Annotated in this window: 12 protein-coding genes, 4 tRNA genes and 2 pseudogenes; 9 read left to right on the top strand and 9 right to left on the bottom strand. The window is 58.9% G+C overall.

Going from position 1 to position 15,050, the window contains the following annotated elements; all coding sequences use genetic code 11:
* Positions 1-105: 105 nt before the first annotated feature.
* The 4 genes from ACOYXE_RS26970 to ACOYXE_RS26985 form a co-directional block, all read right to left on the bottom strand.
* Complete coding sequence (locus ACOYXE_RS26970; RefSeq protein WP_460926929.1) at positions 106-1,452, bottom strand: sigma-54-dependent transcriptional regulator; 1,347 nt, start codon at positions 1,450-1,452, stop codon at positions 106-108.
* Positions 1,449-3,038, bottom strand: a complete 1,590-nt coding sequence (locus ACOYXE_RS26975; RefSeq protein ID WP_460929889.1) for an ATP-binding protein — start codon at positions 3,036-3,038, stop codon at positions 1,449-1,451. The genes ACOYXE_RS26970 and ACOYXE_RS26975 overlap by 4 nt, the downstream gene beginning before the upstream one ends.
* On the bottom strand, positions 3,028-3,270 hold the full coding sequence (locus tag ACOYXE_RS26980) for a PP0621 family protein (RefSeq protein ID WP_405122849.1): 243 nt from the start codon (positions 3,268-3,270) through the stop codon (positions 3,028-3,030). Before ACOYXE_RS26980 ends, ACOYXE_RS26975 begins: the two co-directional genes overlap by 11 nt.
* Before the next feature lie 126 nt (positions 3,271-3,396).
* Complete coding sequence (locus tag ACOYXE_RS26985) at positions 3,397-4,413, bottom strand: outer membrane protein assembly factor BamD (protein ID WP_160059469.1); 1,017 nt, start codon at positions 4,411-4,413, stop codon at positions 3,397-3,399.
* Between the two features lie 151 nt (positions 4,414-4,564).
* Between ACOYXE_RS26985 and rluD the strand changes: the two genes are divergently transcribed.
* From rluD to ACOYXE_RS27030, 9 genes and pseudogenes are all read left to right on the top strand, one after another.
* Positions 4,565-5,527, top strand: coding sequence for a 23S rRNA pseudouridine(1911/1915/1917) synthase RluD (rluD, locus tag ACOYXE_RS26990; protein WP_460926932.1), 963 nt, complete (start codon positions 4,565-4,567; stop codon positions 5,525-5,527).
* Positions 5,524-6,246 (top strand): peptidoglycan editing factor PgeF, encoded by a 723-nt coding sequence (gene pgeF / locus ACOYXE_RS26995; RefSeq protein WP_160059468.1) that lies wholly within the window; start codon positions 5,524-5,526, stop codon positions 6,244-6,246. Before rluD ends, pgeF begins: the two co-directional genes overlap by 4 nt.
* Positions 6,247-6,375: 129 nt before the next feature.
* A complete protein-coding gene (clpB, locus tag ACOYXE_RS27000) occupies positions 6,376-8,940 on the top strand; it encodes an ATP-dependent chaperone ClpB (protein ID WP_160059467.1) in 2,565 nt (854 codons plus the stop codon).
* 297 nt (positions 8,941-9,237) lie between these two features.
* A tRNA-Asn gene (locus tag ACOYXE_RS27005) sits at positions 9,238-9,313 on the top strand.
* A 9-nt stretch (positions 9,314-9,322) separates the two neighbouring features.
* Positions 9,323-9,399, top strand: a tRNA-Pro gene (locus ACOYXE_RS27010).
* A gap of 5 nt (positions 9,400-9,404) precedes the next feature.
* Positions 9,405-9,480, top strand: a tRNA-Lys gene (locus ACOYXE_RS27015).
* A gap of 97 nt (positions 9,481-9,577) precedes the next feature.
* A tRNA-Pro gene (locus ACOYXE_RS27020) sits at positions 9,578-9,654 on the top strand.
* A 164-nt stretch (positions 9,655-9,818) separates the two neighbouring features.
* Positions 9,819-10,541: pseudogene (locus tag ACOYXE_RS27025) on the top strand (MCP four helix bundle domain-containing protein); the annotation flags it as partial.
* A gap of 303 nt (positions 10,542-10,844) precedes the next feature.
* Positions 10,845-11,444 (top strand): annotated as a pseudogene (locus ACOYXE_RS27030) (methyl-accepting chemotaxis protein); the annotation flags it as partial.
* A gap of 62 nt (positions 11,445-11,506) precedes the next feature.
* Here the strand turns inward: ACOYXE_RS27030 and ACOYXE_RS27035 are convergent.
* The 5 genes from ACOYXE_RS27035 to ACOYXE_RS27055 all read right to left on the bottom strand — a co-directional run bounded on the left by ACOYXE_RS27035 (position 11,507) and on the right by ACOYXE_RS27055 (position 14,936).
* Positions 11,507-11,914 carry an HvfA family oxazolone/thioamide-modified RiPP metallophore gene (locus tag ACOYXE_RS27035; protein WP_405122851.1) on the bottom strand — a complete coding sequence of 136 codons (408 nt, stop codon included), beginning with the start codon at positions 11,912-11,914 and terminating at the stop codon, positions 11,507-11,509.
* A 284-nt stretch (positions 11,915-12,198) separates the two neighbouring features.
* Positions 12,199-13,497, bottom strand: coding sequence for an NAD(P)/FAD-dependent oxidoreductase (locus ACOYXE_RS27040; protein WP_016986237.1), 1,299 nt, complete (start codon positions 13,495-13,497; stop codon positions 12,199-12,201).
* 63 nt (positions 13,498-13,560) lie between these two features.
* Entirely contained in the window at positions 13,561-13,734 is a 174-nt protein-coding gene (locus ACOYXE_RS27045) for a DUF3094 domain-containing protein (RefSeq protein ID WP_007909875.1), read from the bottom strand.
* 51 nt (positions 13,735-13,785) lie between these two features.
* Positions 13,786-14,313 carry an MOSC domain-containing protein gene (locus ACOYXE_RS27050; RefSeq protein WP_460926935.1) on the bottom strand — a complete coding sequence of 176 codons (528 nt, stop codon included), beginning with the start codon at positions 14,311-14,313 and terminating at the stop codon, positions 13,786-13,788.
* Positions 14,310-14,936 carry a DUF1780 domain-containing protein gene (locus ACOYXE_RS27055; RefSeq protein ID WP_007909887.1) on the bottom strand — a complete coding sequence of 209 codons (627 nt, stop codon included), beginning with the start codon at positions 14,934-14,936 and terminating at the stop codon, positions 14,310-14,312. Before ACOYXE_RS27055 ends, ACOYXE_RS27050 begins: the two co-directional genes overlap by 4 nt.
* Positions 14,937-15,050 lie beyond the last annotated feature (114 nt).

Below are 15,050 nucleotides of genomic sequence, written 5' to 3' on the forward strand. Positions count from 1 at the left end.
CTCTGGAGCCTGGCAAATCGCTTTCGCGAGCAGGCTCGCTTCCACAGTTGATTTTGGTCGTTCAAAAAATCCAGTGTGGGAGCGAGCCTGCTCGCGAAGGGGTCCTCAATCCAGGCCTAATTTTTTCAGCCTGTAGCGCATCGACCTGAACGATAGACTCAACCGCTGCGCCGCCGCCGTGCGATTCCAGCGCGTTTCCTCCAGCGCCTGCAAGATCAGCTTCCTCTCGACGTTCTCCAGATAATCCTCAAGATTGTCGATCTGGGTCAGATCGGCAATGCCGCCATCTGCCGCGCAGTTGCCTTCGCTCAGACGTAAATCTTCAGCTTCGATCGTGCGGTTTTCGCACAAGGTGTGCGCCCGTTCGAGAACGTTCTCCAACTCCCGAACATTTCCCGGAAACCGGTAGTTCTTCAATGCTTCCAGCGCCTGCGGATGCAGTCGTGCTGGCGGTTGGCCGGTGTCCTTGGCCAAGCGCTTGAGCATATTGGCCGCCAGCACTTCAATGTCATCACGCCGCTCGCGCAGGGACGGCACGCGCAGTTCAATCACGTTCAAGCGGTAATAAAGGTCCTGACGAAAGCGTTCGGCGGCGACCTCGGCATCGAGATCCTTGTGCGTGGCGCAGAGAATCCGCACATCGACCACGCTCTCCTGCTGGCCGCCAACACTGCGCACGGCTTTCTCCTGAATCGCCCGCAGCAGTTTGACTTGCATCGACAACGGCAAGTCCGCCACTTCATCGAGAAACAACGTGCCGCCGTGTGCCGCCTGGAACAACCCCGGCTTGTCTTCGACCGCGCCAGTGAAACTGCCTTTGCGGTGACCGAAAAATTCGCTTTCCATCAGCTCCGAAGGGATTGCTCCGCAGTTGACCGGCACGAACGGCTGGCTGGCGCGCGGCCCTTGCTCATGGATCAGGCGAGCGACCAGTTCCTTGCCACTGCCTGACTCGCCACTGATATACACCGGCGCCTGACTGCGGGCGAGTTTGTCGATTTGCTTGCGCAGACTGCGCATCGGTGGCGAGTCGCCCAGCAAGCGTCGATCAATCGCTGTAAAGCTGCCTCCTGCCGCCGGCATGCGCAGGGCGGCGCCGACCAGTTCTCGCAAGCGGGTGAGGTCGACCGGTTTGGTCAGGAAGTCGAAAGCCCCGGCTTTCAAGGCGTTGATGGCCGTTTCCAGGCTGCCATAGGCGGTGATCATCGCTACGGGCAGTTGTGGATAACGTTGCTGAATATGCTGCACCAGCTCCAGCCCGGTACCGTCGGGCAGGCGCATGTCGGTCAGGCACAGATCGAAGCTCTCGCGGTTGAGCAGCGCTTGGGCTTCAGCCAGATTGCGTGCGCAGCAGGTGTCGAGTTTCATCCGTCCCAGGGTGATTTCCAGGAGTTCGCGGATGTCTGGTTCGTCGTCGACGATGAGGATTTTTTGCCGTGGGCTCGTATTCAACTTTGTTTCCGTCCGTGAGCAAAGGTGATGCGAAAGCAGCCGCCGCCTTGGCGTGATTGAAAGTCTAGGCGCGCTTGGTTGCTTTCGCACAGCTCACGGGACAGATAAAGCCCAAGGCCGGTGCCCTGGCTGCTGGTGGTGAAGAACGGTTCGAACAGATGCGTCTGCTCATCAGCCGGCACGCCGGGGCCGTTGTCCTGCACTTCGAGGACCGCCAACTGGCTGTCGGGATCGGTGAACAGGGCCAGCCAGACTTCGGCTTGATCATGCAGCAGGGCGCTGTGGCGCCAGCCATTGCGTAACAGATTGTCGAGAATCTGCGTGAGCTGATTGGGGTCCATCAGCGTGGTGAAGTCCCCTGAATTGATCCGCAGATGAATCTGCTGGCGCTCGCTGGCCTGTTCGCGGCTTTCGGCGACGAAATTTTCCAGCCACGGCTTGAGATCCAGCCGTTGTGGCGCGCTCTGCTGGCGGCGGGACAGTTGCAGGACGTTTTCGATGACTCGGTTCATGCGCTGGGAGTGATCTTGAATAATCTGCGTCAGACGCCGATCGGCGCTGTCGAGTTCCTCGGACTCAGCCAATAGCTGCGCGGCATGACTGATGGCACCAAGTGGATTGCGGATTTCATGGGAGATGCCGGCGGTCAGGCGCCCGAGTGCGGCGAGCTTCAGTTGCTGAGCCTGCTGGGCGATTTGCGCGAGGTCTTCGAGAAATACCAGGGTTTGCTGGTTGGGGCTTTGTTCCAGCGCGATGAAGCTCGGTTGCAACTCCAGACCATTGCCGGGAATTTTCAGGCTTTGTGGGCGCAGGGTCGGATTGTTCATCCACAGTTGCAGGCGGTCGACCATAGCCGGCGAGTAATCGTCGATCAGATGGCCCAGCAAATGTGTTTGCGCGAGTAAGGTCTGGGCGCTGTGGTTGGCCAATTGCACTCGACGTTCTTCATCGAGCACCAGAATTCCGGTACGCATGCGTTGCAAGATCAATGCGTTCAATGCTTCGAGGCCGACGACTTCGCTGGCGCGTTGTTCGGCCAGTGTTTCACTGACCTCCAGGCGCCGGATCAGACCCTGCACCAGTAATGATGCGGCAAAGCACAGGGCGCCGAGCGTGCCGGCTTGCAGGTATTCATTGGCGCTCAGGGGATGATCGAAGCTCAGCAGGACACTCGAACCGATGATGCCCAGCGCGCTGATGGCGGCGATCAACAGGCCGATGCGCCGGCGTAGCAAGGTGTTGCTGATCGCCACCGAGACGATCAGCAGATTGCCCAGCGCACTGCCAACGCCACCGGCAGCAAAGAACAAAGCGCATAAAAGCAGGACATCGACGAGGGCCAGGCTGAACAGTTGCGCCGGCCGTCGCGTGTTCTCGAGGAATACCACCAACAGAATGTTGAGACTCAGGTACAGCCAACTGCCGCCGCGCAGCAATTCGTCGTTGGCCGACGTCAGCAGGCGGTTGTCCATGTTGCTGGAGATCAGCAGCACCAGAGTGATGCCGACGCTTAAACGGTAGAGATGATAAAGGCGCAGCAGGCGCTGCGCCTGTTTGCTGTCGGCGTGGGTGGCCTCAGCGATCACTGGCACCCGGGCCTTGCTCGAGGTGAGCCTGGCTGCAATACCACTGTTGTTGCACGCTCAGCGCGCGGTCGCGCGGCAGATGCACGCCGCAATGGGCACAACGCACCATCGGCGCGGCGTCCTGCTCGCGTGGTGGGCGATTGGATTGAGAGGACGCGGCAGGGGCCTTGAATTTACGCCACAGCCAGATGGCGGCGAAAATCACGACGATCCAGAACAATAAACGAAGCATGATGAGCGGCTTTTCGACTGATGATCCGGCAGTTTAGCCAAGGACCCGACAAGCGCACAGCCTATTAATGCGCGGCTATAAAAAAGGGAGATCCGCAGATCTCCCTTTTCTGTACTGCCGGTGTGATCAGTCGAACACGCCGAAAGTCATGTAGCTGAACCACGAGCGGTCGGTGTTGCTCGACTCAGGCTCCGGCTCTTCGATCACGTCGCCGTTCTCGTCTTTAGGCTTGAGTTCGTTCGGGATCGCGTCTTTCGCGTCCTGGAACTGCTTCTGCACGTCCTGGTTGGCGCGGGTTTCGCCCGGCGGCAGCGGTGGACGCGATTCGATCAGACCCAGAGTCGCCTTGCTCAGGAACGAGCGGTTGTCGGCTTCGGCAACCCGTGGCACGAACTGACCGTCCTGCAGGCTTGGGTGGTTCGGGTAGTTGAGCTTCAGGGTTTCGAGGCTGGTGGCCGCCAGTTCGTCCAGGTGCAGACGCTGATAGGCTTCAGTCATTACCGCCAGGCCATCGGCGACCGATGGGGTTTCCTGGAAGTTTTCTACGACGTAACGACCACGGTTGGCTGCGGCTACATAAGCCTGACGGGTCAGGTAGTAGTCGGCCACGTGAATTTCGTAGGCCGCCAGCAGGTTGCGCAGGTAGATCATGCGCTGCTTGGCGTCCGGCGCGTAGCGGCTGTTCGGGTAGCGGCTGGTCAGTTGGGCGAACTCGTTGTACGAGTCGCGCGCGGCGCCCGGGTCACGCTTGGTCATGTCCAGCGGCAGGAAGCGCGCCAGCAGGCCGACGTCCTGGTCGAAAGACGTCAGACCTTTGAGGTAATACGCGTAATCCACGTTCGGGTGCTGCGGATGCAAACGAATGAAACGCTCGGCAGCGGACTTTGCAGCTTCCGGCTCGGCGTTTTTATAGTTGGCGTAGATCAGCTCCAGCTGTGCCTGATCGGCGTAGCGACCGAACGGATAACGCGACTCCAGAGCCTTCAGCTTGGCTGTGGCGCTGGTGTAGCTATTGTTGTCCAGGTCAGTCTGAGCCTGCTGATACAGCTCGGCTTCGCTGAGGTTTTCGTCTACGACTTCCTTCGATGAGCAAGCAGCGGTCAATGCGAGGATGGCGATCAGCAGCAGGTGTTTCACTTGCATGGCGGCTTGCGTCCCTATGACGGCCGCTGTCTTGGGCGGGGCCGTCCTGTTATGATGAGCGCCCCGTTGAAAAGCCTCGGGGCAAAAGACGCCGTATTTAACCACAAGCGCGCAGCCGAAACCAAAAGCTGTGCCGACGCACAGTCAGAGCATGTCCGATAAAATTGAACTTCGCGCAGAGGTGCCGTCCGAATTGGGCGGCCAACGCCTCGATCAAGTCGCTGCCCAACTCTTCGCTGAGCACTCTCGCTCGCGCCTTTCCGCCTGGATCAAAGAAGGTCGCCTGACTGTGGACGGGGCGGTCATCCGCCCGCGCGACATCGTGCACGGCGGTGCCATCCTTGAGCTGACTGCCGAGCAGGAAGCCCAGGGCGAGTGGATCGCCCAGGACATCGAGCTCGACATCGTCTATGAAGACGACGACATTCTAGTGATCAACAAGCCTGCGGGCCTGGTGGTGCACCCGGCTGCCGGTCACGCCGATGGCACTTTGCTCAACGCCTTGCTGCACCACGTGCCGGACATCATCAATGTCCCACGCGCCGGCATCGTGCATCGTCTGGACAAGGACACCACCGGTCTGATGGTGGTGACCAAGACCATTCAGGCGCAGACCAAGCTGGTTACGCAACTGCAGAGTCGCAGCGTCAGCCGCATCTATGAGTGCATCGTGATCGGTGTGGTCACCGCCGGGGGCAAGATCAACGCCCCGATCGGTCGCCACGGCCAGCAGCGTCAGCGCATGGCGGTGATGGAAGGCGGCAAGCCTGCCGTCAGCCACTACCGCGTGCTGGAGCGTTTCCGTTCGCACACCCACGTACGGGTGAAGCTGGAAACCGGTCGTACTCACCAGATCCGCGTACACATGTCGCACATCAACTTCCCGTTGGTCGGCGACCCGGCGTATGGCGGCCGTTTCCGCATTCCGCCAGCCGCGAACCCGACGATGGTTGAATCGCTCAAGCATTTCCCGCGTCAGGCCCTGCACGCGCGTTTCCTTGAGCTGGATCATCCGACGACCGGTGTGCGCATGAGCTGGGAATCGCCGCTGCCAGAAGATTTCGTCTGGCTGTTGACCCTGCTCAAGCAGGATCGCGAGGCGTTCATCGGATGAACTGGCTGACGCCGGACTGGCCTGCGCCGGCCAGCGTCAAAGCCTGCGTTACCACCCGCGAGGGTGGCGTCAGCGAGGCGCCGTTCGACAGCCTCAATCTGGGCGATCATGTCGATGATCGTCCTGAGGCTGTGGCCGAGAACCGTCGGCGCCTCACCGATCACTTCTCTATACAGCCTGCCTGGTTGCAGCAAGTGCACGGGATTGCCGTGGCGCATGCTGATCCGGGCATTGTCGCGACCGCCGATGCCAGCTGGACGGCAACGCCAGGCATTGCCTGCGCGGCGATGACGGCGGACTGCCTGCCTGCATTGTTCTGCGATCGTGCCGGCACCCGTGTAGCGGCGGCTCATGCCGGTTGGCGTGGTCTGGCGGCGGGCGTGCTTGAGGCAACTCTCGACAGCCTCGATGTTCCGGCTGGAGACGTTTTGGTCTGGCTGGGTCCGGCGATTGGCCCGAAAGCCTTTGAAGTCGGCCCGGAAGTGCGGGAAGTCTTCATCAATCAATTGCCCGCGGCGGCAGAAGCCTTCGTGCCGAGCGACAATGCCGGCAAGTTCATGGCTGACATCTATTTGCTGGCGCGCCTGCGTCTGGCTGAACGTGGTGTCACCGCTGTTTATGGTGGCGGTTTCTGCACCGTGACCGATTCACGCTTCTTCTCTTATCGCCGTGCTTCGCGCACCGGTCGCTTCGCCTCCCTTATCTGGCTCACCCGCTAAACTCTCTGATCTGCATCAACCCTCTGACGCTTGAATCTTGCAGAATCGACCGCATCTATAGCGGTATCTGGCAGGTTTCTTTATTCAGGATGGTTTTTAGGTCCGGCCTGCTCAAAAGGAAGGTGACTTATGCGAATAGACCGTTTAACCAGCAAATTACAGTTGGCCTTGTCCGACGCCCAGTCGTTGGCAGTCGGCCACGATCATCCGGCCATCGAGCCGGCGCACTTGATGCAAGCCATGCTTGAACAGCAGGGTGGTTCGATCAAACCTCTGCTGATGCAGGTGGGCTTCGACGTCAACAGCTTGCGCAAAGAGCTGACCAAAGAGCTCGACCAATTACCGAAAATCCAGAACCCGACCGGCGACGTCAACATGTCGCAGGATCTGGCGCGCCTGCTCAATCAGGCTGACCGTCTGGCCCAGCAGAAGGGCGACCAGTTCATCTCCAGCGAACTGGTGTTGCTCGCCGCGATGGACGAAAACAGCAAGCTCGGCAAGTTGCTGCTCGGCCAGGGCGTGAGCAAGAAAGCCCTGGAAAACGCGATCAACAACCTGCGTGGCGGCGAAGCGGTAAACGACGCCAACCACGAGGAGTCGCGGCAGGCGCTGGATAAATACACCGTTGACCTGACCAAGCGCGCCGAAGACGGCAAGCTCGATCCGGTGATCGGTCGTGATGACGAAATTCGTCGCACCATTCAGGTTCTGCAACGTCGCACCAAGAACAACCCGGTGCTGATCGGCGAACCTGGCGTGGGTAAAACCGCCATCGCCGAAGGTCTGGCCCAGCGCATCATCAACGGCGAAGTGCCGGACGGCCTCAAAGGCAAGCGTCTGCTCTCGCTCGATATGGGCGCGCTGATTGCCGGTGCCAAGTACCGCGGTGAGTTCGAAGAGCGCCTGAAATCGCTGCTCAACGAGCTGTCGAAACAGGAAGGGCAGATCATTCTGTTCATCGACGAACTGCACACCATGGTCGGCGCCGGTAAAGGCGAAGGCTCGATGGATGCCGGCAACATGCTCAAGCCTGCACTGGCTCGCGGCGAGTTGCACTGCGTCGGCGCGACCACGCTCAACGAGTACCGCCAATATATAGAGAAGGACGCGGCGCTCGAACGACGCTTCCAGAAAGTATTGGTGGATGAGCCGAGTGAAGAAGACACCATCGCCATCCTGCGTGGCCTTAAAGAGCGTTACGAGGTTCACCACAAGGTGGCAATCACCGACGGCGCGATCATCGCCGCGGCCAAGCTCAGCCATCGCTACATCACTGACCGGCAGTTGCCGGACAAGGCCATCGACCTGATCGACGAGGCCGCCAGCCGCATCCGTATGGAAATCGATTCCAAGCCGGAAGTGCTCGATCGTCTGGAGCGTCGCCTGATTCAGTTGAAGGTGGAATCCCAGGCGCTGAAGAAAGAAAGCGACGAAGCGGCGATGAAACGTCTGGAGAAACTTCAGGAAGAAATCGTCCGTCACGAGCGCGAGTATTCGGATCTGGAAGAAATCTGGAACTCGGAAAAAGCCGAGGTGCAGGGTTCTGCACAGATTCAGCAGAAGATCGAACAGTCGCGTCAGGAACTGGAGGCCGCACGCCGTAAAGGCGACCTTAACCGCATGGCCGAGTTGCAGTACGGGGTGATCCCGGATCTGGAGCGCAGCCTGCAAATGGTCGATCAGCACGGCAAGAGCGAAAACCAGCTGCTGCGTAGCAAGGTGACTGAAGAAGAGATCGCCGAAGTCGTATCGAAGTGGACCGGCATTCCCGTGTCGAAAATGCTCGAAGGCGAGCGCGACAAACTGATGAAGATGGAAAGCCTGTTGCACAAACGGGTGATTGGTCAGGAGGAAGCCGTGGTCGCTGTGGCCAACGCGGTACGGCGTTCGCGTGCCGGGTTGTCCGACCCGAATCGTCCAAGCGGCTCGTTCATGTTCCTCGGCCCGACCGGTGTTGGTAAAACCGAGCTGTGCAAGGCACTGGCCGAATTCCTCTTTGATACTGAAGAGGCGATGGTACGGATCGACATGTCCGAGTTCATGGAGAAACATTCCGTGGCGCGTCTGATCGGTGCGCCACCGGGATACGTCGGTTACGAAGAAGGCGGTTACCTGACCGAGGCTGTGCGTCGCAAGCCGTACTCGGTGATCCTGCTGGACGAAGTCGAGAAGGCACACCCGGATGTGTTCAACATCTTGCTGCAAGTGCTTGAGGATGGCCGCTTGACCGACAGTCATGGCCGCACGGTGGACTTCCGCAATACTGTGATCGTCATGACTTCGAACCTGGGGTCGGTACAGATCCAGGAACTGGTCGGTGATCGTGAGGCGCAGCGCGCAGCGGTGATGGATGCGCTTACGTCGCACTTCCGTCCGGAGTTCATCAACCGGGTCGACGAAGTGGTGATCTTCGAGCCTTTGGCGCGGGATCAGATCGCGGGCATTACCGAGATCCAGTTGGGCCGTCTGCGCACTCGCCTGGCCGAGCGTGAGCTGAAGCTGGAACTCAGCCCGGAGGCGATGGACAAGTTGATTGCTGTCGGTTACGACCCGGTGTATGGCGCTCGTCCTTTGAAGCGGGCGATTCAGCGCTGGATCGAAAACCCGCTGGCGCAGTTGATTCTTTCGGGTCACTTCATGCCAGGCGACACGGCGAGCGGGGCTGTCGAGAACGACGAAATCGTTTTCAACTGAGTCCAAGCGCTAATGAAAATTGGCAGGCCCTACATCGTAGGGCCTTTTTTTTCGTTAGGCTGTTGAACTCAAAGGAAAAGGCTTGTAAAGTGCGCCCCGCAGTCAGTCGCCAAGACGGTCTCAGCTCACTGAGTTGAAATCTGAAATAAGTTGCAAATCATTAACTTGAAAGCAATTTAGGGGGTTGACAGAGGTGTTCTAGGTTGTAGAATAGCGCGCCTCAGACACACGAACGCAGCGATGCGAACGAGTGACTAGATGCAACAAGTTTCACCGTTGTAAATTGAAATATGTAGTTCCGTGATAGCTCAGTCGGTAGAGCAAATGACTGTTAATCATTGGGTCCCAGGTTCGAGTCCTGGTCACGGAGCCAATTTCAAGCCGGGGTATAGCGCAGTCCGGTAGCGCGCCTGCTTTGGGAGCAGGATGTCAGGAGTTCGAATCCCCTTACCCCGACCATTTTTGGGTCGTTAGCTCAGTTGGTAGAGCAGTTGGCTTTTAACCAATTGGTCGTAGGTTCGAATCCCACACGACCCACCATTTTTGAAACCAGTTAACGCTGGGATCGAATCTTAAGATCAGAGGCCAAAAGCGCTGATCGAAGAAGGCGATCTTTGAAAGGTCGCCTTTTTTTTACCGGGGTATAGCGCAGTCCGGTAGCGCGCCTGCTTTGGGAGCAGGATGTCAGGAGTTCGAATCCCCTTACCCCGACCATATTAAAAATCCTCGTATCGAAAGATACGGGGATTTTTTTTGTCCGACAAAAACGCATTTCCCCTTCAAGTCATCATACAACCTGCCGATAGCCCGCTAACACGAGGGGACTGCCATGGCTTCGCCCCTTGAATCTGGCCAATACAAGAATAAGGGCGTTCGTCATGTTGCTTCGTCAGTTGAATATTGCTCCCCGGGCGGCCCTGGGGTTCGCCCTGATCGCGGTGTTGGTGGCCTTGCTCGGCGTTTTTGCCCTCGGGCAGATGTCGAGTATTCGCGACAGTGAAGTCGCGGTGGAAAACCAGTGGCTGCCAAGTATTCGTGGCGGCGACGAGATTCGCGAGATCATGCTGCGTATCCGCACCATCTCGCTGCGCATGGCGCTGGATCAGGACACCAACAATATCGCCACCTACCGCAGCCAGATGGACACCCGCGACAAGGAGCTGAGCGAGAAAATCGCCGCTTACGACAAACTGGTCAACACCCCGGAAGGCCAGCAGCTATACGACCAGTTCAAGAAAACCTTCGCTGCCTATCGCAGTGGCATCGCTCAATCCTTCGCCCTTGCTGAGCAAGGCAAGCGTGATGAGCTGACCAAATTGTTGCTGGTCGACATGAAGACAGTGGTCGATGGCTCCGGCAAGCAACTCAACGATCTGGCAGACCTGTTCGCCAAACAGGTCGCCGCCGAAAGCCAGAAGTCCGCTGCGCACTACGAAAACTCGCGCACGATTGTCAGTTTGTTCATTGCCTTGGCCGCACTGGCCACCGTAGCACTGGCGATGATGCTCACGCGCAGCATCGTTCGTCCGCTGAGCAGTGCAGTGAGTGCAGCAGAAAGTGTCGCGCAGGGTGATCTGACCCGACCGATCGAAACCCATGGCAACGATGAAGTCAGTCGCTTGCTCAAAGCCTTGGCAACCATGCAACAGAACCTGCGTGAGACGCTGCAAGGCATCAGCGGTTCGGCGATGCAACTGGCGACGGCTGCCGATGAACTCAATGCGGTGACGCTCGACAGCACACAGGGGCTGCAACAACAGAACAACGAAATCGAACAGGCCGCGACTGCCGTCAACCAGATGACCGCCGCGGTGGAAGAGGTCGCACGCAATGCGGTGTCGACATCTGACGCGACTCGCCAGTCCAGCGAGTCGGCGCATCTGGGCCAAGTGCGCGTCAGTGAGACCGCCACCGCCATCAACGCACTGGCCAACGATGTGCAGCAAACCGGCGAGTTGGTGCAATCACTGGCCAACCAGTCGCAGGACATCGGCAAAGTGCTGGACGTGATTCGGGCGATTGCCGAGCAGACCAATCTGCTGGCGCTCAACGCAGCGATTGAAGCGGCGCGCGCCGGCGAGAGCGGACGAGGCTTTGCCGTAGTGGCTGATGAAGTGCGGGCGCTGGCTTATCGCACGCAGCAGTCGACGCAGGAGATCGAGCAGATGGTCCAGGGCATGCGCAGCGGTTCGAGCCTGGCGCTGGATTCGATGCAGGCCAGTACCGCACGGGCGACGACCACGCTGGCGTTGGCTGAGCGCGCTGGTGAGGCGCTGCAAACCATTACCGCCTCGGTGCATGAGATCCATGAGCGTAATCTGGTCATTGCCAGTGCTGCGGAAGAACAAGCGCAAGTCGCGCGGGAAGTGGATCGCAACCTGGTGAACATTCGTGATCTGTCGGTACGTTCGGCCGCCGGTGCCGATCAGACCAGTGCCTCCAGCCAAGAGTTGTCGCAACTGGCCAACGCCTTGCAGGGCATGGTCCGGCGTTTCCAGTTATAAACGGCAGACGTGAAAAAGCCGCGTTTCTCCCAAGAGAAGCGCGGCTTGGTTTTTTCTGCTGATCAGGCGCCGTCTTGATCTTTCAGGTGCTCGAACAGGCCTTTTGGCATCTTCTTGCCATTGGCTTCAAAGTTGGCCTTCACGTTGTTGTAGGCCTCTTGCTCGTCGATGAAACCGTCATGGTTGGTGTCGATCTTGTCGAAGTCGGACTTCGGCGCGACTTTCAGGAATTCGGCGCGCGAGACCTTGCCGTCACCGTCGCTGTCCGTCTTGGCCATCGAAGCATCACCACATTTGCCTTCACCGCATTTGCCCTCCGGCGCTTTCACCGAAGTTTCTGCCGAAGCGACCATGTAGCCCTGCGTCAGTGGTTGAGCGGCAAACACCGAACCGGACAACATCAAGCCGCCCGCCAGCGCGGCGCCGATCAGGCCAATGGATTTTTTACCGAGGGTCGAAGTACCGGACATTTACATTCTCCTGGGCTGCGCTGTGCAACCACATGTTAAGGACGATTGCCTGAGCAGGTGCTGCTCGGGTGTGGCCATTAAGCGGTGGCGGTGTATCGCGACTGTGTCGCCAGGCGGGGAGTTTGTAAGCGAAGGTTAGATATTACGGACGCAGATACATTACGAGACAGAATCACAAATCAAATGTAGGAGTGAGCCTGCTCGCGATAGCGGTGTGTCATTCAACAATGATGTCGACTGACGCACCGCTATCGCGAGCAGGCTCACTCCTACAGGTTTTTACATCAATGCAGTTTCAAACGCGGCTCGGTGCCTCGACCAATCTTGCTGCCCAGCATCAACATCGCCGTGCGGAACGGCCCGTACAATGCCATCTGGTGCATGCGATACAGCGACACGTAAAACATCCGCGCCAGCCAGCCTTCGAGCATCACGCTGCCGGTCAGGTTGCCCATCAAGTTACCCACAGCGGAAAAACGCGACAGCGAGATCAGCGAGCCGTAGTCGGTGTATTTGTACTCCGGCAGAGTCTTGCCTTCGATGCGCAGTTTCAGCGACTTGGCCAGCAGCGACGCCTGTTGGTGTGCGGCTTGCGCCCGTGGCGGCACGTTGCGATCGGTGCCCGGTTGTGGGCAGGCCGCGCAATCGCCGAAGGCGAAAATGTTTTCATCGCGCGTGGTTTGCAGGGTAGGCAGCACTTGCAGTTGATTGATGCGGTTGGTTTCCAGGCCGTCGATGTCCTTGAGGAAACCCGGTGCGCGAATGCCCGCTGCCCAGACTTTCAGGCTGGCCTTGATCTCATTGCCATCGGCAGTGATCAGGCTGTCGGCGGTCACTTCGCTGACCGAAGCGTTGGTCATCACATTGACCCCGAGTTTTTCCAGGGTCTTGTGTACCGGCCCGCTGATGCGTTCCGGCAGGGCAGGCAACACCCGTGGGCCGGCTTCGATCAGGGTGATGTGCATGTTTTCCGGTTTGATCCGGTCCAGACCATAAGCCGCCAGTTCGTGGGCGGCGTTGTGCAGTTCTGCCGCCAGTTCAACACCCGTGGCGCCAGCGCCGACGATGGCCACACTGATTTGCTCGACCACATCGGTTTGCCCGGCGTGTGCACGCAGATAGTGATTGAGCAGTTGCTGATGGAAGCGCTCGGCCTGTTTGCGGGTGTCGAGGAACAGGCAGTGCTGCGCCGCGCCCTGCGTGCCGAAATCATTGGTGGTGCTGCCGACGCTGATCACCAGCGAGTCGTACTGCACTTCCCTCGCCGGCACCAGTTCTACGCCGTTTTCATCGTAGGTGGCGGCCAACTGGATTTTCTTCTGCGCGCGATCGAGCCCGCTCATGCGCCCCAGCTGGAACTCGAAGTGGTTCCATTTTGCCTGGGCAACATAGTTGAGTTCGTCTTCGGAAGAGTTCAGCGATCCGGCGGCCACTTCGTGCAACAGCGGCTTCCAGATGTGCGTCAGATTGGCGTCGACCAGCATCACACTGGCCGTGCCGCGCTTGCCCAGAGTCTTACCCAGACGGGTAGCCAACTCCAGACCGCCGGCGCCGCCGCCGACAATAACAATACGATGGGACATAGGGATAACTCGCAAGGTTTTTAAAGGAAATCGGTGTCGTTACCCAAGCGAGCGCGAGGCAGCTCATAGCGTCAGGTAACTGATAAATCGGCTCAACAGGCCCAGACCAATGGTCACTGCCAGCACCAGCACCAGGAGCATCCACGGCCGGAAAGGCCGGCGCTCGACTCGGTGTTGGGACAGTTGCAGGTACTCTTCGACATGTTTCTGGTCTTCGGGGTTCAGGCGGCTGGTCATATTTGCCTCGTCAGGTAGACGTTGCTGAATGGGCAGAAGCTACAGCGGTTTCTATCCGGGGTTGAACGCAGCATAGCCGCTGTCCGGAACCGGTTCGACGCTGACCCGGTCTTCGAGGCGAATGATCCCGCTTTGTAACACCCGCGCGGTAATTCCGCCATGGCCGCGCACCGCTTGAAAGGTGCCCGGGCCAAGGTTGTTCTGCAGCCGTGCGCAGGGCTGACACCAGCCCGTGGTTTCGAATATTGCCTGACCGATACGAAAGCGCCGACCCTTGAGGCTAAACAAATTGATACCGCTGATAACGAGATTACGGCGCAGATCTTCAGGCCTGACAGGTTGATCATCGGGGCGCCCCATCAATGCGCTGACCACCGGCAGATGTTCCCACTGAATCAGCGTCACCTGCCGCGCGTTACGCACACCGGGGCGGGCGTGATCGCCGGTCAGTCCTGCTTCCAGCCGCGCTTCCACCGCATCAAGTTCAATCATCGGCCCGCGCGACTCGGGGCGCACGCCGATCCAGCGCACACGCCCAGTCTGCGGCACATCGGCGATCAATTGCTGAAGTGGTGTCACAGGCTGATTCCCACATCAAAAACAATGCTGCGACCGAGGTTGCTACGCAGAAAGTCCGGTGCGTCCGGATGGGCGAACAGCACACGGGCGAAGGTCGGGCCAACCAGGGAAAGCGAGCGCCAACCCTGACGCAGATATTCGGTAGGCGGTGGAAAATGGCTGTTCAAGTCCAGTACTTCACGTTTGAGGCTGGCGAAGGCGATGATATCCAGTTCGCCCAGATCCATGCCACGTTCCTTGTAGTTGTGCGCCTTCTTGCGCAAGGTCGGTGCCAGTCGCAGCAGGAATTCATTGGCCGGAATGCGCTTGGGCTTGGCCTCACGGCGCACCAGTTGGCTGAGAGAAAAGGCGCTGCGTCGTCGCTGTAATTCATCGCGCCATTCATCGTTGAGCCGGCGCCCCTCGTCGAGCACGAAGAACACCTCGAAATTGGCATCGCGAAACAGCACGTCCGGCGGCTCGCCGGCCGGCGCGAATTCATCGGCGCGGTAGGGAATGTTCAGGCCTTGCAGCAGGCGCTGGCAGACCCAACGCTCACGCTCCCATTTGCGGGCATTGGACAGAAAGGCGTTGGCCTGCTCGGCCGCGATGGTCAGCAGGCGTAAATAATCTGAGTCATCCATAAGCCCAAGCTTAGCGTTCAAATGCGACAAGCAGAAAGCTTTGCTTGAACCGCCCGTTCACCTTGCCCTTGTAGGAGCTGCCGAAGGCTGCGATCTTTTGATCTTGCTGTTAAA

The organism is Pseudomonas sp. MC6 (assembly GCF_054790575.1).